We start from the raw sequence: 18153 nt of genomic DNA, 5'->3' as shown, positions 1-18153 counted from the left end.
CACCTACTCCGTCACAGTAAGCCCCAGCATCCGCCAGACTTGCATGCCGCCTCTGTAGTAGAAAATCTTCTTTGCTGGGAAACCGGCTTTGATCATGCGGCGGGCGGCGGTGGGGGATTGGCCGCACCATGGTCCGTTGCAGTACAGCGCCACGGATTTGACCGCATCGCCATCACAGATGAACCCATCGAAATCAAGTTCGCAGCCCAGCTCGTCCAAACGGTCAGCGGCTTGGGTGTAGGGAATGTTCACAGCGCCCGGAATTGCGCCGCCTTTGAAATCTGGTTCAACGCGACTGTCGATCACCATTTGGGTCGGGTCTTGCAGCATCGCGATCAGCTCCAATTCGCCAATGGTGGAGACACCCTCGGCTGGGATCATCGGTTGGATGCAGAAATTCGGACAAGGGCGCGAGGTGCGGGCCCATTCACCCGTGACCATATTGGTCTCGTCTTGGATGCGCGAAATGCTTTGGGGGCCTGTGTCCGTTGGCACGTCAAACTGCATGGCATCTGGCGTGATACCGACGGTGCCATCGGCTTGTGTTTGGGCTTGGGTCACAATCATGGATGTGGCCAAAGATGCCACCAGTCCCGCGGCAATCAAGCGTGTCGCTGGTTTTGAAAGTAATGTCATAGCAAACTCCTCCCTTAAGTCGCGCAAAACGTTGTGAGCGATCTAGAAGAGTATGCGACAAATTTGAATTAAAAGCACTACGACTCAGTGGGAGACCCATGTTTTGGGACAGCGTACCTGCGCTTGCAGGATCAAACGCGATGGAGTTTACCATGTTTTTCCAAGCATTTTCCCAAGCATTTTCTTGCCTGTGCCTTAGTGTCGCCACAGTCTACGAAGCGGCACACCAAATTTTACTAAAACTTTATATTTGGGTGGGTTAACCATAATAAAACCTTGCTGAATGCTTGCCGATTTGCGCACTATTTTAGGTAATGCTGCATCAGAGCTTTTAAACTGTGATGCCACAGCACCTAAATCAGCGCGCAAAATGCCGCCCTGCACAGTCCAGAATGGCCAACGTTTCCGATCCGTTTTCGGGATACAAAGTTAGGACATCACATGCGTATTTTACTTGCAGAAACCAACTGGAATTCGATGGCATTGGCCTCAGGCCTCACCAAAGCAGGACTCATCGTGACCCGCGTCGACGACGGGCACGAGCTGTTAGATTTCGCAAAGTTCGGCGCACAGTCGGCAATCGTTTTTGACCTCAACATGGTGGGCGTAAAAGGCACAACGTTGTTGAAAGAATTACGCGCAAGGCACCCCCGCATGCCGATCTATGTGTTGATGGAAAACGCGCACTGGGACACCCAAAAACTGGCGTTTGATCTGGGCGCGGATGACGTTTTCGTCGGGGATCGCAACGTGAATGTCGCAGCAGCACAAATCATGGCCGGCGTGCGCAGAGCATCTGGATACTCCAGTGCGATCATTTCACTTGGCGCATTGACCTTGGACACTTTGAGCAACACCGCATCGATTGACGGCACCATGATGCAGCTGACACGCAAAGAATACGAAATCTTGGAATTGCTGGCGCTCAACCGCGGAACTTTGGTGACACGCGAAGCCTTCATGAACCACCTATACGCTTGGGACGACGAGCCGGATTCACGAATTATCAACGTCTACCTCAGCCGCATTCGCCATCAAATCGAGGCCTGCGGCGGGGACGCAACGACGCTGGAGACGGTTTGGGGCTTGGGCTACCGCATTTTCGAAATCGAACCCACGCGTCAAGTCGCCTAAGCCTATGGGCCACTCATATAGGGAGCATTTACGCCTGACCGTGACAGAGGTCGTGTCGCAGAGTATGATCTGTGCATGACAGACAAACGTCCTTCCCCGATCCGCGAAACCGACGACACTGCGCGTGCAACAGCCCGTGAGCTTCTGGCCAACGCGCGCCATGTTGCCTTAGCGGTTCTAGACGAAACCGGCGCCCCATCGGTGACACGGGTTGCATTTGGGCAGTCAGAAAGTGGTGCCTTGTTGTCGCTTGTCTCGGACCTATCGGCCCACTCAAAGCGTTTGAAAGCCGACCCGCGGTGCAGTTTGTTGATCGGAGATCCCCCTGCTAAGGGCGATCCGCTTGCGTTTGCACGCTTGACTGTCACGGCTGAAGCGCGATTTTTGTCACGCGACGATCTTAATCACGCCGAGCGCCGCACGGCGTGGCTCGTGTCCCATCCAAAATCGGCTCTCTATATTGATTTTGGAGATTTCAATTTCGTGGTTTTCACGCCTTTGCGCGCAGACCTAAATGGCGGATTCGGCAGAGCCTATCAACTGAGTTCTGATGATCTTGTAATGGAAGCATAGAAACACCGAGACACTTTCGCGCCCCGGTGCATTTTATAATTTTTCGGCGTAGATCAAATTGGTTTGTCCATACGCACTGAGATTTGGACCGAGCCTTCTGTCGCCTCAGGGAAACTCAATCGAACTTGGTTTGAGTCGGTCCCGTAATTGTTGGTGACATAGGGCATGGTACTGACATTGTTACCAGAACTATCGGTCAACTGTTCTGTAAAGACCACAGATTCAACGGTGCGCGCCCAGCCGTCAAAGGGCAGATAGGCACTTGGGTCCAAGGTCCAATTGTTGGCCGTCGACGACTGAGTAAACTCAAGCGTTACAGGGTTAAAGCACGGCTCAGTCACCGCGTTATAGCTGTTCCCCGCAAAGACAATATTGCGCATCCGAGAATTGTCCAATGTGGCAAAGGTGGTGTCCACCTTCTCTACCCGATCAATATTACCGTTAAGCGATTTGAACGTATTGCCCTGCACCGAGAGGCCTTGGATGAAGTGACCACTGCCATATGGCTTTACGACAATCCAGCTGAACCAATCGGCGCTGTCATTAACTGTAAAAATGTTACCTGTGATGGTCAAACCCCCAAAGGAATATTCCGATGAGAAATCTGGCTCGGCGTCATGTTCATTCGTCATCTCGATAAACGAGTTATCGATATAGTTGCCTGTGACGACGGACTTCACGTTCGGGTAGGTGAATACCAGGCCGGCCATCCGCGGGCTGTCGGTATCTGTGTCACCTTGGAACCAATGGTTTCCTGTAAACAAATGACCATTTCCGAAAACGATACCTGTGTGACCGAACCGTTGGAAACGATTTTCGCGCACCTTGGAGTCGTTGGCGTTCACATTAAAGGCGATGGATTGACGCGTTTCTGCGCGAATTGACTGTTCGTTCGACACGAAGAAACAGCGATCAATGATCAAATCCTGACAGCCCGCGCCCGATGATGTAATGCCGCGATTAAGTGGTGATTTGAAATGGCAGTCTCGCATCTGAAAGACCGAGCCTGACAACCCAAGCAACACGCCAGAAGCCCGACCGTTACACAAAAACTCAACATCATCGATGACAAGCTGCGACAGTTTTGAGAAGCCGCTGAAGTCGAAAATGTATTTGTAGCGCGTAAAGGTATAGGTCTGGTTCGCGCTTGCTCCATAAAGCGCCTGACTCAGTTCCAACGTTTGGGCGCCTACATTTACAGAGGTCACATAGACTTCACGCCCAACACCGTTGCCTGTGACATGACTGCCCGGCTGAATGTTGGCGATGTTAGATACATTGGTCAGTTGGCGTTTGTTTGACGTGGAATAGGACGCAGAAGACGTCGAAACATCCAAATTCCAATCTGTTGACTCCTGACAATTGAACTGACCGTTACGGATCACACGACGCACCTCAGAGGTGGTTTTGTTGTCCACCGCTGCTTGCATATCGATAGGGCCGTAAATTTCGATGCGACGACCACACAGATCAAGGCTGTCATGATCCGAAAAATTCAAAAGGGCTTGGAACGCCTTTTTAAAGGCCAAGACCTCATCCCCGAAGGCATCGATATAAGAATTCAAATGGAACTCGCGACGCAGGGCAAGCCGAACGTCATCGTCCATAGTCATTGTGCCTTGGAAAATGGCCTCGTGGACCAAGGTCACAGTGTTTTCCAGCAGGTATGTGCCCTCGGGAACTAGAATTTTCCGCCCGTTCGCCGCAGCGTCCGCAGCTTCAAAAGCATCGGAGCAATCGGTAACACCATCGCCAATTGCGCCGTAATCACGCACATCGATGATGCCAATGCTGTCCGCCAGAAAGTACGATGACACATCGTCGATCTGGATGTCATCAATACGAATAGACCCACCGTTTGACCCTGTCAGGTCAATGCCAAAATGCCCGTAAACAGCATCCAAGCCCCACGCCATGTCGACGCCGCCGCGTACGCCTGCGCCAACAATGGCCGAGACTTCGACAACTTCGCCGTAAGTCGTCAATGTCACCTCGGGGCCCGTTTCTGTCACACCTGTCACATGATCAAGCGAGGCGTCACCAGCCCAACCAGCAATCCGAACAGTGGGCAAGTTGCCCGAAACACATTTTACGCGCGCGGTGATCTGCAAATACATTCCCGGCTGCAAGGGCGTCTCGCCCATGTAGCGCAGTTGTGTTGTTGTGTCTTGTTTGACAATCTCAAGCGCACCGCCAAAATCGGCATCAGCGGCAACAAAGGCTGCGTTGGAAGCCCCGTCATAGGTTGCCGAGCCCGGCGTACCGTCTTCGCTGGACCATACGTCCAAACCGCTCGTAAACGCTGATGGCATAAGCACCAGCCCTTCAGTAATGGCCTTGTTCATCCGAACCCCTTTCACACATCTCTTAGGTCACATGCGCAATTGGTCCGGCAAAGCATTTACCGATCCAAGGAACTCACTCTCACTTTGAAAGCTGTGGCAGCGCATGCCCAGACACCAACAGTCCTACCGCAGGGGGATAACGAGGCGCTTAAGGGGGCGTGCGTTCGGGGGCGTGCTTGCGCAACACAGAGATTCATTAAAGGGCGACGCGATTAGACGCTTTCGTCGGACAACGGCATAGGGCGCACGCCGTTGATTTTCCAACCTTCGCCTATGCGGATCATATCGTATGCAAAAGCTGCACGGGCGCCATTTGTCCCTGTGACAATCACAATCTGACGGGCCTGCGGACCTTGTTCAAGGCGCTCTGTGAACAGTTTTGTTTTATTGGACCAAAGGGATGGATAGCCCTGCTCTACCATGGTGGCGAAACGGGCAGGCGAGCCAAACTGGCTTTGGATCATCGGACTGGCGTGAGAAAACGCGCGGTCTGGATCGCGATCGGCAAAGGCGTCGATCTGGTCAGCTATAACGTCAGTGATCGGGTCCGCGAACGCCGCAAAGGTCGCAGTCAAACTCAGCAAGGCGGAAAAAAGAATATGCTTAAACATCAAAAAACCTCCGGTGTGCTGAGTTTAGACCTAGCGCGCCGGAGGCTCTTTTCAAATCGACAGTAGGCGGGCGTGGATCAGACCAGCTCGCCGCTTAGACCTTGGTCGATCAATGCAATGCTCTCATCCACGCCGTAAAGCGCCATGAACCCACCAAAGCGTGGGCCCTGAGAGGCGCCCAAAAGCACTTCGTAAAGCGCTTTGAACCAGTCGCGCAGATTGTCAAAACCGTGATTTTTACCAACGGCAAACACGATGGACTGCAAGAAGTCGCCATCAGCCATGTTGGCTTCGGGAAGCGCATCGTCATTGCCCATCATCGCGTTCTTTTTCGCGATTTCGGCCAAAGCCGCCTCAGGCGAAGACAAAGCCGTTTTAAGATCTGTCAGTGCCGCACGTTCTTGATCGCTCGGCGCGCGGAAGGTTTTCTCAGGTTTCACAAAGTCGTTGTAGTAAGCAACCGCATAGCCCACAGCCGCATCCAAACCAGGATGGGTTTCAGGCGAGGCATCAGGGGCGTAGCGTTGCATAAAGCCCCACATTTGGTCTTTGGCCTCAGCATTGGCCACAGAGGCCAGATTGAGCAACATCGTGAACGGCACAACCATATCAGAGACAGGCACATCTTTGCCGTGAATGTGGAACACAGGGTTCGCAGCTTGTTGATCCGCCGTCTGCGTTGGGTAAGCGCGCAGCTGCTGATGATATTCGTCCATCGCCCGCGGGATCACATCGAAATGCATCCGTTTTGCAGTTTTCGGCTTTTGGAACATGAAGTAGCTCAAGCTTTCGGTCGACGCATAGGTCAGCCATTCATCGATCGTCAGGCCGTTGCCTTTTGTCTTGGAAATCTTTTCACCGTTTACATCCAAGAACAGCTCATAGCTAAAGTTCTCGGGGCGTTTGCCGCCCAAGATGTCACAGATACGCCCGTAGATCGGCGCGTTGGTTGAGTGGTCTTTGCCAAACATTTCAAAGTCCACACCTAAAGCCGCCCAGCGCGCGCCAAAGTCGGGCTTCCACTGCAATTTCACATTGCCGCCAGTGACAGGCACGGTCCATTCTTTGCCGTCTTCATCGTCAAAGGTGATGGTGTAATCTTCGCGGTTCACTGACTTCATCGGCACGTACAACACACGACCCGTTTCAGGATGGATCGGCAAGAAAATCGAATAGCTCGCCGCACGCTCTTCACGCAAGGACTTAAGCATGACTTTCATAACGTCATCGTAGTTGTCGACAGCGCGTTTCAACACCTCATCAAACTTGCCGTTCTTGTAGTAATCCGTCGCAGAATAAAATTCGTAGTCGAATCCAAAGGTGTCCAAGAACCGGCGCAGCATAGCGTTGTTGTGATCGCCAAAGCTCGCGTGGGTGCCAAACGGATCTGGCACAGAGGTCAGCGGCATTTGTTCTGCTTCTTTGAGCATCTCTTGGTTGGGCACATTTGACGGCACTTTGCGCATCCCGTCCATGTCATCCGAGAAACAGATCAAACGGGTTGGAATGTCCGAGATCACCTCAAAGGCGCGGCGGATCATCGTCGTGCGAAGCACTTCGCCAAAGGTACCAAGGTGCGGCAAACCTGAGGGCCCATAGCCTGTCTCGAACAGCACATAGCCTTTCTTGTCCTTGGATTGCTCATACCGTTTCAAAACCTTACGGGCCTCTTCAAAAGGCCAAGCTTTAGAAGTCATACCAGCGGTGCGCAGGTCAGTCATGAGAGCAATCCTTGAATCGATTTAAGAAGGGGCGATCAGAATACGCCCTGTGCAAGCCAGCTACCTATTGCGCGTGGCTCATGGGGTCAAGAAAATGCTCACACAAAAGCAGAAGATCACACGTATTTCGACATGGTGATACTTGTTCTTAAGCCTACCTGCGCTTAGGTTCAAACCTATCACAAGCCAACCGGAGCACCGTGACCATGACTGACACCCCACATTCCCTATCCGCCCAAGATTGCCTTGTGGCTGTCATGATCGCCGTGTCGATGTCAGACGCAAATGTGCGCACTTCCGAGCTTGTGGCGATTGAAACCTTTATCAACCACCTGCCTGTATTTGTCGACTTTGATCCAGACCGGATCAAAACGGTCTCGGCCATCGTGATCGAATTGTTTTCTGAAGAAGACGGCTTGGACGCGCTTTTCGGCTTGATCCGCGATAACTTGCCTGAGCGACTGTTTGAAACCGCTTATGCTTTGGCCTGCGATGTGGCTGCCTCTGACGGCACCATTCGGGAATCCGAGCTGCGCTTGCTCGAAGAAGTTCGTTACGAGTTGGATCTGGACCGCTTGCACGCCGCAGCAATAGAGCGTGGCGCACGGGCGCATTACGTCAAGCTTTAAACAATTTTGACGTCAGCTGCCGTAAACGACAGTCCAACGTCGGATCATCGCTTGCTGCAATCGTTTGGCGCGGGCGTTGAACGTCTTGGCGCCCTTTGGCACCTCATTGCCCTGTGCTTTGGCTGCGGTACGTGCAGGCAGGTCAGCCGCAAATACTGCAAAGGCCAGTCTTTGCCCATCAGGCACCCTAACATAGCCCGCAAGCGTGGACACGAAATCCAATGTACCGGTCTTTGCGTGAATATCAATGTCGGGGGATTTGATCACGTTGTAGTCACCATCACGCGCAGCGATGGGTTTTAGCAGCGGCCCCAAAAGCGGCTCGACCCCCGTTGCTGACAGCAAACGAACCATGTCTGACGTCGACACAATAGACGCCCCGCCCAATCCTGAGTGATCCACAAAGTCCAAATGCCGTGTGCCAAGCCGATCTTTTGTCCAAAGCGACATCGCCTGCGCAGAGCTGTGCAAATCCACAGGGTCAAGCCCGCGTTTGCGACTTGCAGCAAGCCCGATGACCTCTGCCGTAAGATTGGTCGAATATTTCAACATATCGCGCACGATCTTAGTCAAATCGACGCTTTGCAGCTGCGCCAAACGCATCACGTTTGCTGGCAAAACCTCTAAGCGTTCAGGTTTGGGCAATGACACCCCCTGCCCGCGTGCGACTGCGGCAAAGACCTCTCCTGCATAAAGAGCGGGCAAGCGCACAGGCAGCCAACGCGCCCCGCCATTGCCCAGCGCCAAACGCGATACAGTCCAGTCATCACGCCCAATACCAGCAGTATGATCGAACACCGGCAGGCCTCGGTCTGCGATTTTCATTTGCGCGATACGGACTTTGGGCGCAAACCGTTTGGCCCGCGCGTCCATGGTCAAATCAAATTCAGCGCCGCGTTTTTTCCATTCGAAATGCACACGATTGTAATTGACGTTAAGCCCCGTGATTGTTGGGTTATAGCCTGCGTATTCTGTTTGCTGATCGTCGATCTGTTCAATACGCGGCAATGCAGCGCCAAACACATAAAATTTGCCGGTGACACCCGTGACACCCATCACCGCAAGTTGTCCTGCCAAATCGCCAAGGCGGTCTGTGTCGAGCGTCGGATCACCGCTGCCCGCCAAAATCACATCGCCTTGAATGACACCGTTCTCAAGTCCCCCAGTGGCAAAGACGTCCGTGGCAAAGGTGAAATCACCGCCGAGATGCTCTAACGCATAGATCGCCGTGATCACTTTGGCCACCGACGCAGGCGGCAAGCGCAGCACAGGTCCGTGCGCCTCAAGTATCTCGCCCGCCTCATCAGCCACGGCATAAGACACAGCACCAGAGATTTTGGACGCTTTGATCAAGGCTTCGCCCGATAGCGCAGCCAATTTGTGCAGGCCTTCTGGGCGCGGAATTGGATAAGGCGATGAGGTGACGACAGGCACGCCAGCGGTTTGCGCTATAGCGGCACTCGCAGCCCCCCCGAGAAACACCCCAAGGGCTGCGCGGCGGCTGTAGATTGGGGCAGAACGCGTAAAAGCTTTATCAAACATGCGCGGAGTTAACCTTGATCTCACGGCCTCTGCAAGTCACGGGCATGGCAAAAATGTGTAATTCTTCGTGATCAACAACGGGACTGACAGAGCGCTGCAAAACGCCTCAGTCGCGCATCCATGCGCCCGCGTTACGAATTTCCGTGGATGAGGCATCATTCATCGGCACATTCACGAAACACCACGCCGGCGTGCCAATGCGGCCCAAAAGATGCGAGGCCCGCGCGGGCAATCTTGCGCGTTCAAAAATACTCGCCGCCACCGAAGTACGCGCTGCAATCCGTTGACCGGGCCGTGCGATCACACCGATGGGCGTGGTCGCCAAGATGCCTTGCCAATTTTGCCAGCGATGAAACTGCTTCAAATTATCCGCACCCATCAACCACACAAACGTCACACCGGGGTAGATCTGATGCAACTTATCCAGCATCTCAGCCGTATAGGTCGTGCCCAAATGCCGCTCTATGTCTGTGACCTCGACGCGGGGATGCTGCATGACTTGACGCGCGTGCTCCATCCGTTTTTCAATCGGCGCAGGGCCGACTGGTTTGAGCGGATTGGCAGGGCTGACCAGCCACCACACACGATCCAACCCGAACCGTGTGAGCGCGGCCTTGGTAATATGCACATGGCCTTCATGCGCAGGATCAAAAGACCCCCCGAGCAAACCGATCACCTGACCAGCACGAGCATATGGCAAAGCATAACGCATTGAGCCTCAGTGCAGCCAAACAAACGACCTGTCAACAAATTCGCGTCAAAGGTCAGCGCAGACGTTACAAATTTTAGGCAAATTGTTGGCATTAGGCCCGCCACCCTGTGCAACTGGGAACTTCAGCTCACTGTCCCGCTTAAGTAGAATAGAGGCTGCGAGACAATACGAGCCTCAATGACTTAAAAATATGGGACACATGGAAAACGTAACAAATTCTCTTGGCTGGTTTCAAGCCGACATGCTCAACACCCTCTATGTTGCAGTATGTTGCAGTGATCGCCTTCGCAGCGTTTGTGACTCGCGAACCTCGTTAAACGCATCGTGCGCCTGACAAATCACAGCCATCGCTTGATGAAACCTTGTTCCATTTTTCGGCTCCATCGCCCACTAGGGTGTCATGATCGTTGCCAGCCTTGCGCATTGCATCCCCTTTCGTGGTCGCAATCACGCAAGGCCGCGAGGCGCGCGTTAGAGAAAGACGCGTTCAAACGCCCACCATGCACCCATCAAAGCGATCCCGCTCGACGCTGGGATCACGATGAGATTGCGGTACCATGGTTTTTTCCCAAACGGCAGGCCAACCAGAAGAAACGCGACAGATATCACGGCAAGCTGACCCAATTCGACGCCAACGTTAAAGCCCACCAAACCGAACACGAATTGACCTGCAGGCAGGCCGACATCGCTCAGAACCGAGGCAAACCCCAAACCGTGCAGCAGACCGAAACAGAACACGACCCCAATACGCGCAAGCGATATACCGCCCTCTTTGGCGAATAGAATATTCTCCACCGCCACATAAACGATTGAAATCGCAATGAGAGGTTCAACAATACTTGCCGGAAGCGACACGATGTTCAAGCTTGCCAAAGCCAGCGTGACACTGTGGGCAAGGGTAAAGGCGGTCACCTGCGCCAGAATAGGCTTAATGCGCAAGGAAAATAGGAACAGGCCCAAAACGAACAGGATGTGATCGAGGCCTTTTGGCACGATATGCTCAAACCCTGACACCACGAAGCGCACGAAAAGCGCCGCCGCGGATTGTTTCTCTGGAACAGTTCTCACCATTGGTTGGCTTGTCTGCCCGCCTTGCAACAATTCGGTAAAGCCGTCATCATTTCCGCCGGCCTGATGAATGCTAAACGGGCCGAAATCAACACGCCAAGAGAAGCGTACAGGCGTGTCATCCTCAGGCAAATCAGCTGTCATTGTAAACGTGCTGAATCTGAGCTGACTTGGGTCGCCCATGCCGGGCACGTCCACGCTTTTCAAGACCAGATCAAGACGCGTATTTCCAGCATAAACGTCGATATTGTTGGCCAACAGGGGCCAGCTTGCACGCAGTGAAGCTTCCAGATCGTCCGGAATTCTTTGTCGCAACTCTACATAACGGCTGTTCACGAGATCGCCATCCGCGTTGGATTTTGGGTCAATCTCAGAAATGGCGATAAGCGGCTCGATGGCATCGCGTATCGTGATTTCGATATGGTCGTCTTGAACCAGTGCCGTGATGACTGCTGGCTCCAGTTGATGGCTGACGGCGGGACCAGCTAGGCCGAAGCCCATGATGCCGGCAATACACAGAGTGGCCAGCCAGAATAGAATATTACGATAGCTAACGTTTTTCATCACGCTCACATGTCCTTCGATATTAAAAATACAGCAGAATCTAAGATTGTCATATCCGCCATATAACTCAGGCGGCTTAACCATGAAATCACAGATAACCACATACCTTCGTAGCCATAGTTTGTGAAACTATCATGGAGAAAGAAAATTTAACCAGACCCCAACTCAGGCAAACGACAAAATCTCGCCAAAAGATTTTACGGTTTTAAATATGGACCTCAGCTGACCAAATTAATTTTACGCCTTTAGCCTTTGCCTCTTGCTTATCTTTGCCTTTTTAAGGCCCGCTGCGGGATCCCTTCATGCTTGCCCTTCCCCTCCCCGCGCCCCTGCTGTACATAGCTTCAAACCAAATTTTCCTTCGACGGAGCGCTTCAATGGCAGCTAATAAATTCGTTTACTTCATGGACGGCGTGTCCAAGACCTACCCCGGCGGGAAAAAGGTATTTGAAAACATCCGCCTGAACTTCCTCCCCGGCGTGAAAATCGGTGTGGTCGGCGTCAACGGTACGGGTAAATCGTCCTTGATGCGCATCATGGCCGGTCAGGACAAAGAATACCAAGGCGAAGCATGGTTGGCCGAAGGCGCAACCGTTGGCTACTTGCCACAAGAACCAGTGCTTGACGAAACACTCGATGTACGCGGCAACGTGATGCTGGGCGTCGCGGCGAAAAAGGCCATTCTGGATCGCTACAACGAATTGGCGATGAACTATTCCGACGAGACCGCCGACGAGATGGCCAGCCTGCAAGACGAAATCGATGCGCAGAACCTGTGGGATTTGGACAGTCAGGTGGACGTGTCCTTGGAGGCGCTGCGTTGCCCGCCCGATACTTCCGGTGTGGCTGATCTGTCTGGTGGTGAAAAACGCCGCGTTGCTTTGTGTAAATTGCTTCTTGAAGCGCCAGACATGTTGCTGCTCGATGAGCCGACCAACCACTTGGACGCCGAAACAATCGCTTGGTTGCAACAGCACTTGATCGACTACAAAGGCACCATCTTGATCGTCACACACGACCGTTACTTTCTTGACGACATCACGGGTTGGATCTTGGAACTCGACCGTGGCGCGGGTATCCCGTACGAGGGCAACTACACCTCATGGCTTGAGCAAAAATCCAAACGCTTGGAACAAGAAGGCCGCGAAGATAAGTCCAAGCAAAAGACCCTTGAGCGCGAACTTGAATGGATGCGCCAATCGCCGAAAGCGCGTCAAGCCAAGCAAAAAGCACGGATCAATTCCTACAACGAATTGGCTGGGCAATCTGAGCGCGACAAAGTTGGCCGCGCGCAAATCGTCATTCCAAACGGCCCGCGCCTTGGCAACAAAGTGATCGAAGTCGAAGGCTTGAAAAAAGCCATGGGCGATAAGCTTTTGGTCGAAGACCTGTCCTTTTCCTTGCCCCCTGGCGGAATCGTTGGCGTGATCGGCCCGAACGGCGCGGGTAAAACCACCTTGTTCAAAATGCTCACCGGCCAAGTGCAACCGGATGAAGGCACGGTCGAATACGGCGACACAGTGAAACTGTCTTACGTGGATCAGTCGCGCGACGATTTGGACGCAAACGCCAATGTGTTTGAGGCCATTTCTGACGGTCAAGACATCATCATGCTGGGCGATGCCGAAGTGAACGGGCGCGCTTATTGTTCGACGTTCAACTTCAAAGGCGGCGATCAGCAAAAGAAAGTCGGCATCTTGTCTGGCGGCGAACGCAACCGTGTCCACATGGCGCGCTTGCTGCGCTCTGGTGGTAACGTGCTGCTGCTCGATGAGCCGACCAATGACCTTGACGTCGACACATTGCGTGCCTTGGAAGATGCTCTGACGGACTTCTCTGGTTGTGCCGTGGTCATCTCGCACGACCGTTTCTTCCTCGACCGTATATGTACGCACATCCTCGCTTTTGAAGGCGATGCGCATGTGGAATGGTTCGAAGGTAACTTTGAAGACTACGAAGAAGACAAAAAACGCCGTCTTGGACCTGACGCCCTAGAGCCAAAACGCCTGAAACATAAGAAGTTTGCAAGGTAACAAAACGCGAAAGCGTTTTGTTAAGGGAGTGCGAGGCAGCTTGTTTTCAAAGAAAACACGCGTTCGCGCTCCTTTCGTCTTCAGGCGAAAGGGTTGTGTTACACGCGACTGAATGCTCTTATTTAGACGCCTAGCTATTAGAAATAACGCTTTAACAATTCGAATTGCATACTGGAGACGACATTGAACTTTGAACGAATTTCTCGAGAAAACGGCAAGTGGGACGCACTTTGGAAAGAATGGGACCTCGCTTGCTCCGAATACGATGAATCTATTTCTGAATATGCCTCAAGCTCATTGAGTATTTTACACCCGCTGGCAAACGATCCGCAGGTTGCAAGTGCTGGCGTATTTGGTTTGTTTCAAGACGATCAGATTCTTGCGACATGCCAACTTAATGTGTGTGGACTCCCAGGATACACAGGGAAGGTGATTCGCCTTCGGCATTTGGTATTGGCACCCAAATTCGACTTCGATGAAAGCAGTACAATTGAAGATTATGTACAAGTGCTAACTGAAGTATTCGCCGGTACGATTGCCCAAGCGAACAGCGCTATGAAGGCGAAGCACGCTAAATTGCACTTCTGCAGCCCCGCAGATAAACAGTTTTTTAGTGATATAGAGCTAAGTTTGAAAAAGAGTTCAGCGTTTAGCAGTGTAGCATTGAAAGGTTCATGGCTTTATGTAAGCTTATAGTTGACACATTTGACTTGTAGACCAACACTTGATAAACGCGCTTTATATTAATTCTGGAGTCTTCCATGACCAAGCAAGATGAAGTTAAATCCGCTATTGAAACAGCGGTTAGGTTCGCAATTAAGAATATGGGAGTTGATAAATTTAAAAAGACTTCCTTCTTTGGGTCGAATGATTCTGAGCGAACACAGCTTGATCAAGCAGCATAACAAAAAGGCCCAGCAGTTTGCTGGGCCTTTTTGTTAACGATAGAATCTCCCGAATTGAACTACCAAAGTTCTATTTTAAGCGTCGAATGCGTCTGAGAATGGCCGCAAACGCACCAGTCCCAGCGATTACCCAAAAAGGCAAACAGACCAATCGCCCGTTTGCCTCACAGGCTCGCGTATTGCTCTCAAATCTCAGCTTCGAACACCAATCCCAAAACAGCCTATGCTGCGGATGGTTTAACCTCGTCTTTGACTTCAACGGCGTCTTCAATGGCTTCGCCTTTGACCTCTTCGGTCACGTCTTCAGCGACATCTTCCACAACCGCCTCCACGGCCTCTTCAACCACGATCTCTGGTTCAGGTGCCGGCAGGGCGAGGGCTTCATCGGGGAAAGTTTGGGGCAGCGCAAAGCTGACCTCATTGGTCACAGAGTTGATTGTCACGGCAGGCATTTCGGGCAGCGACGCGATGGCCTCGTTCAGCTCGGACACCAGACGTTCAAAGGTTTGGCGCTGCGTCTCAATAGCCGCTTCTGGTTTCTTGCCGCGACCGAATTTTAGAAATTTGAACATCTTTTTCCTCACACGTTTTCGTTTAGAGAGTCCCGCTGAGAGATTCTCTTTGCACTTGCAGCATTATGCAGAACCATCCGTTCACGCACGGTGAATTTCACGTGAGATCACTCACTTTGAGATGCGCAGCGGGATTTCGCCGCATAAGCAGAGAAAAAGGAGAAATCATGCACATAATTTTAGCAACAGCACTGACAGCAATCGTCGCCTTCATCGCGGCAAGCACAGGGGTCCCCACGCAATTGGGCGCACATCCATGGTGGGCGGGCCAAGTCATTATGGTCGGCGCGCCGATCGGGATCGTTTTGGGATTGGCGTTTTGGGGACTGCGCCTGAACCGCGTGCTGCGCCTAATTCTTGGGGTGATCGCGGTGGCAGCGGCGTTTGGCGTGGCCAAATACGGCCAAATCGGTTTTGCCAATTCCTATGCAGAGGATCAGTTGGCCGGAAAGCTATGGTACATGGGCTGGATCGCGACATCGGCAGCGGCCAGCCTTTTGTTGATGGCCGCGGCGCGATCTAGGGCGTCTATTTCTAACGAGACCCCATAGTTCTAACGAGACCCCATAGGGATCGCGCCTAAGAACACAGCAGTAGAGCCGTCTGACAGCGTAAATTCGGTGGGCGGCTCTACATATTCGACACTGGCAGCGGGGGCAGGCCCCGCTCCCGTACGCTTGTTCGCCAAGGCTTGCGGCGCGATCTCGTCACGCAAAGCCTCGTTTGTTTGAGCGGCCTGCATCAACTCATCCAGCTTGGCTTGCGACACCAAAGACTTTTCACAAGCGCCCTTTTGTTTCCAAAGCACGCGCGTCCGCGGCCCAGCCGTAACAGACGCGATCAAGTTGGCATTGTCGTTGTTCGGACCCAGTCCAGCGCCAGCAAGCGAGGTGATGGTTTCGGCCATCACGTAGGCGCTTTCCTCGAATTCCATATTGCCGACTTTGCGCATTTCATCGGTGATCAGATGCGGCGTGATGTCTTTATCGTTGAGACATTTACGGGCAACAAAGATCCAATCGTGGATCACATAGGCGGGACCATAAGCCCAAGCATTGAAGCCATTGAGACTTTGAAACGCACGCGGCACAGACCCGCCGTCGGTGTAGAAGGCTTCGGGCACAATGACTTCGCTGCCCTCAGAACGCCATTTACCAGCACCGCGATTGAAGACCAGCTTATCATTGCCTGTTGGCAGATAGGCAAAAACACCATCGCCAAGCGGGTCGTCTTCGCCGCCGCGAATCCAGACCAAATGCACATTGCCTTCAAAGGTGCCACGAGACACCTGCGCGGGGTCGACTTTGCCACAGCTGGCCAAAACCAGCGCAGCACACAACGATAAAAGACATCTTTTCATAGTCATCCTCAAAATTTATTCGATCAATGTCGGACGGCTATCACAAAAAGGGTCAACGAAGTAGTGTCACTATCCGCATCCGCGCGCCCAAACAGGCCCGCGTGTATGTTCAAATGATGAGAGCTGTGAGCCAAAGCCCAATTCCAAAGGATGTATGCGCCATCAGACCAAAGCAACGGTTTTTCCAAGGCGTATCGGTTTTGGACAAAGCCCAGCCCAGACCAAGGCCAGGATGCAACAAAAACCAGCCTGCGCCGATGGTCACAATGGCAAAGATCCAAGCGGGGAAAAATGTCGGGGCCGCGAGCCAGTCTGCTCCAGCAATTGCCACGAAGATCACACCGTAGACCAGACCGACCACATAGTGAAATACCCAACCGATGACGGTTTCACGCGGCACAGGCGTGGCCTCAGAGATCGCATTGTGAAACACCGTGCCATGGCGCAGATGTGCAACCCAACGCCCAACATTGCCCCAATTCGGCAAAGGCATTCCGAGCAATCGATTCAAAGCAAGCGCCCAAATATCCATGGCAATTGTGCCACCAAGCCCAATCGCGAGTCCTGCAATCAATAACGTGCCCATTCTGCCTACCCTTCAAATTTCTATAAATAGTGGTCTATGTCGTTGTTTTCACAAGATCATGCAAAAGGCGCAAGACGCTATCTGCACAATATTGCTCATAAGGGATGTGCATTCGAAAAGTCTTTCCTTACGCGCGGATATGTGATCTATAGGCGTTGCGACGTTATCTCTATCGACCCTTCTGTTTTCCCTTTATCCGGCACTCAGTCTTCGATCGACCCCTGACACGCCGATCTGCCGCAATATCGTGGGCAGTGATTTAGGAGAAAATAAAATGGCTAATGGCACAGTAAAATGGTTCAATTCCACTAAAGGTTTCGGCTTTATCGAGCCTGAAGGTGGCAACAAAGACGTGTTCGTTCACATCTCTGCTGTTGAGCGTTCCGGCCTTACAGGTCTTCGCGACGGTGCGAAAGTTACTTTCGACATCGAAGCTGGCCGTGACGGTCGCGAATCTGCGATTAACTTGACTGTAGAATAATCTACACTCTCGTTTGAGATAACGCTCGGTGCTTTTGCATCGGGCGTTTTTTTATGCCCAATTGATTGAGTGAACTGAAAAAGCGCGAGGGGGCCACCCGCGCTTTTGTTGATTTAAAGACGACCCGAAGCCGTTACTTCTTTTTGACGAATTCGGTCAAAATGACGATACGCTGACTTTCAACACGTCCCTCAATGTGACCAGCATTGTCAGCAACCAATGAAATACCGCGCACAGCTGTGCCACGTTTGGCGGTAAATCCCCCGCCCTTCACGGGCAAATCTTTGATCAACACAACCGTGTCGCCCGCAGACAGAACAGCGCCATTGCTGTCACGGTGGATCACATCCGGCCCGCCTGATTTGGCCCACTCTTCGACGTCCGGTTCAAGGTAGAGCATTTCCAGCGCATCCGCGGCCCATGCCTCTTCTGCAAAGCGAGTCAGTAGACGGTATGATAGTACCTTCACCGCATCAGATTCAGACCACATAGAGCCGGTCAAAGCGTTCCAATGCCCATCAGGCACCGCCTCACCTTTCAAGCCGCCTGAACAGACGTCACACAGGGCGACCACATCGTGACGAGGCGCCACAGAGACCTGGGTCAAAGTGCCTGCAGCACCACAAATTTCACATTCAGACATATCGTTCTCCATGATTTGATCGGACCCTAGGCGCGCGC

The 18153-nt window shown here is 52.6% G+C and carries 19 protein-coding genes; 8 read left to right on the top strand and 11 right to left on the bottom strand.

Features of this window, described 5'->3' with window-relative positions; translation table 11 throughout:
* Positions 1–3: 3 nt before the first annotated feature.
* Positions 4–507, bottom strand: coding sequence for a rhodanese-like domain-containing protein (locus WNY38_RS11795; protein ID WP_342857572.1), 504 nt, complete (start codon positions 505–507; stop codon positions 4–6).
* Positions 508–1077: 570 nt separating this feature from the next.
* Here WNY38_RS11795 and WNY38_RS11790 point away from each other — a divergent pair.
* Together WNY38_RS11790 and WNY38_RS11785 are read left to right on the top strand one after the other, a co-directional pair.
* A complete protein-coding gene (locus WNY38_RS11790; RefSeq protein WP_342857537.1) occupies positions 1078–1770 on the top strand; it encodes a response regulator transcription factor in 693 nt (230 codons plus the stop codon).
* Between the two features lie 75 nt (positions 1771–1845).
* The gene (locus tag WNY38_RS11785; protein WP_342857536.1) at positions 1846–2343 is read left to right on the top strand and encodes a pyridoxamine 5'-phosphate oxidase family protein; all 498 of its coding nucleotides are present in this window, start codon (positions 1846–1848) and stop codon (positions 2341–2343) included.
* Between the two features lie 53 nt (positions 2344–2396).
* Here the strand turns inward: WNY38_RS11785 and WNY38_RS11780 are convergent, their stop codons facing one another.
* The 3 genes from WNY38_RS11780 to WNY38_RS11770 form a co-directional block, all read right to left on the bottom strand.
* Positions 2397–4688 (bottom strand): glycosyl hydrolase family 28-related protein, encoded by a 2292-nt coding sequence (locus WNY38_RS11780; protein WP_342857535.1) that lies wholly within the window; start codon positions 4686–4688, stop codon positions 2397–2399.
* Positions 4689–4900: 212 nt separating this feature from the next.
* Positions 4901–5299: a DUF4864 domain-containing protein gene (locus tag WNY38_RS11775; protein WP_342857534.1), complete on the bottom strand. Its 399-nt coding sequence runs from the start codon at positions 5297–5299 to the stop codon at positions 4901–4903.
* A 77-nt stretch (positions 5300–5376) separates the two neighbouring features.
* Entirely contained in the window at positions 5377–7020 is a 1644-nt protein-coding gene (locus WNY38_RS11770; protein ID WP_342857533.1) for a lysine--tRNA ligase, read from the bottom strand.
* Positions 7021–7226: 206 nt separating this feature from the next.
* Here WNY38_RS11770 and WNY38_RS11765 point away from each other — a divergent pair, with 206 nt between their 5' ends.
* Positions 7227–7649 carry a tellurite resistance TerB family protein gene (locus WNY38_RS11765; protein WP_342857532.1) on the top strand — a complete coding sequence of 141 codons (423 nt, stop codon included), beginning with the start codon at positions 7227–7229 and terminating at the stop codon, positions 7647–7649.
* 12 nt (positions 7650–7661) lie between these two features.
* Here the strand turns inward: WNY38_RS11765 and dacB are convergent, their stop codons facing one another.
* The 3 genes from dacB to WNY38_RS11750 form a co-directional block, all read right to left on the bottom strand.
* Entirely contained in the window at positions 7662–9191 is a 1530-nt protein-coding gene (dacB, locus tag WNY38_RS11760) for a D-alanyl-D-alanine carboxypeptidase/D-alanyl-D-alanine-endopeptidase (RefSeq protein WP_342857531.1), read from the bottom strand.
* Positions 9192–9297: 106 nt separating this feature from the next.
* Entirely contained in the window at positions 9298–9903 is a 606-nt protein-coding gene (locus WNY38_RS11755) for a nicotinate-nucleotide adenylyltransferase (protein ID WP_342857530.1), read from the bottom strand.
* Between the two features lie 471 nt (positions 9904–10374).
* Positions 10375–11535 carry a HupE/UreJ family protein gene (locus WNY38_RS11750; RefSeq protein WP_342857529.1) on the bottom strand — a complete coding sequence of 387 codons (1161 nt, stop codon included), beginning with the start codon at positions 11533–11535 and terminating at the stop codon, positions 10375–10377.
* A 377-nt stretch (positions 11536–11912) separates the two neighbouring features.
* On the opposite strand from WNY38_RS11750, the gene ettA reads away from it, so the two are divergent.
* The 3 genes from ettA (at position 11913) to WNY38_RS11735 (ending at position 14473) form a co-directional block, all read left to right on the top strand.
* A complete protein-coding gene (gene ettA, locus WNY38_RS11745) occupies positions 11913–13568 on the top strand; it encodes an energy-dependent translational throttle protein EttA (RefSeq protein ID WP_342857528.1) in 1656 nt (551 codons plus the stop codon).
* Positions 13569–13751: 183 nt separating this feature from the next.
* Positions 13752–14264, top strand: coding sequence for a hypothetical protein (locus WNY38_RS11740; protein ID WP_342857527.1), 513 nt, complete (start codon positions 13752–13754; stop codon positions 14262–14264).
* Positions 14265–14329: 65 nt separating this feature from the next.
* Positions 14330–14473: a hypothetical protein gene (locus WNY38_RS11735; RefSeq protein ID WP_342857526.1), complete on the top strand. Its 144-nt coding sequence runs from the start codon at positions 14330–14332 to the stop codon at positions 14471–14473.
* A 221-nt stretch (positions 14474–14694) separates the two neighbouring features.
* On the opposite strand, the gene WNY38_RS11730 is transcribed toward WNY38_RS11735, so the two are convergent.
* Positions 14695–15045 carry a hypothetical protein gene (locus WNY38_RS11730; RefSeq protein ID WP_342857525.1) on the bottom strand — a complete coding sequence of 117 codons (351 nt, stop codon included), beginning with the start codon at positions 15043–15045 and terminating at the stop codon, positions 14695–14697.
* Positions 15046–15212: 167 nt separating this feature from the next.
* On the opposite strand from WNY38_RS11730, the gene WNY38_RS11725 reads away from it, so the two are divergent.
* Complete coding sequence (locus WNY38_RS11725) at positions 15213–15596, top strand: hypothetical protein (RefSeq protein ID WP_342857524.1); 384 nt, start codon at positions 15213–15215, stop codon at positions 15594–15596.
* 2 nt (positions 15597–15598) lie between these two features.
* Here WNY38_RS11725 and WNY38_RS11720 read toward each other — a convergent pair whose 3' ends face one another.
* Positions 15599–16405 (bottom strand): DUF1353 domain-containing protein, encoded by an 807-nt coding sequence (locus tag WNY38_RS11720; protein WP_342857523.1) that lies wholly within the window; start codon positions 16403–16405, stop codon positions 15599–15601.
* A gap of 109 nt (positions 16406–16514) precedes the next feature.
* The gene (locus WNY38_RS11715) at positions 16515–16991 is read right to left on the bottom strand and encodes a DUF2938 domain-containing protein (RefSeq protein WP_342857522.1); all 477 of its coding nucleotides are present in this window, start codon (positions 16989–16991) and stop codon (positions 16515–16517) included.
* 274 nt (positions 16992–17265) lie between these two features.
* On the opposite strand from WNY38_RS11715, the gene WNY38_RS11710 reads away from it, so the two are divergent.
* Complete coding sequence (locus WNY38_RS11710; RefSeq protein ID WP_085848732.1) at positions 17266–17472, top strand: cold-shock protein; 207 nt, start codon at positions 17266–17268, stop codon at positions 17470–17472.
* Positions 17473–17605: 133 nt separating this feature from the next.
* Here WNY38_RS11710 and WNY38_RS11705 read toward each other — a convergent pair whose 3' ends face one another.
* The gene (locus WNY38_RS11705) at positions 17606–18115 is read right to left on the bottom strand and encodes a PhnA domain-containing protein (protein ID WP_342857521.1); all 510 of its coding nucleotides are present in this window, start codon (positions 18113–18115) and stop codon (positions 17606–17608) included.
* Positions 18116–18153 lie beyond the last annotated feature (38 nt).

This window comes from Pacificibacter sp. AS14 (assembly GCF_038899935.1).
Taxonomy (GTDB): Bacteria; Pseudomonadota; Alphaproteobacteria; order Rhodobacterales; family Rhodobacteraceae; genus Celeribacter.
This window is presented reverse-complemented; position numbering and strand designations above follow the sequence as displayed.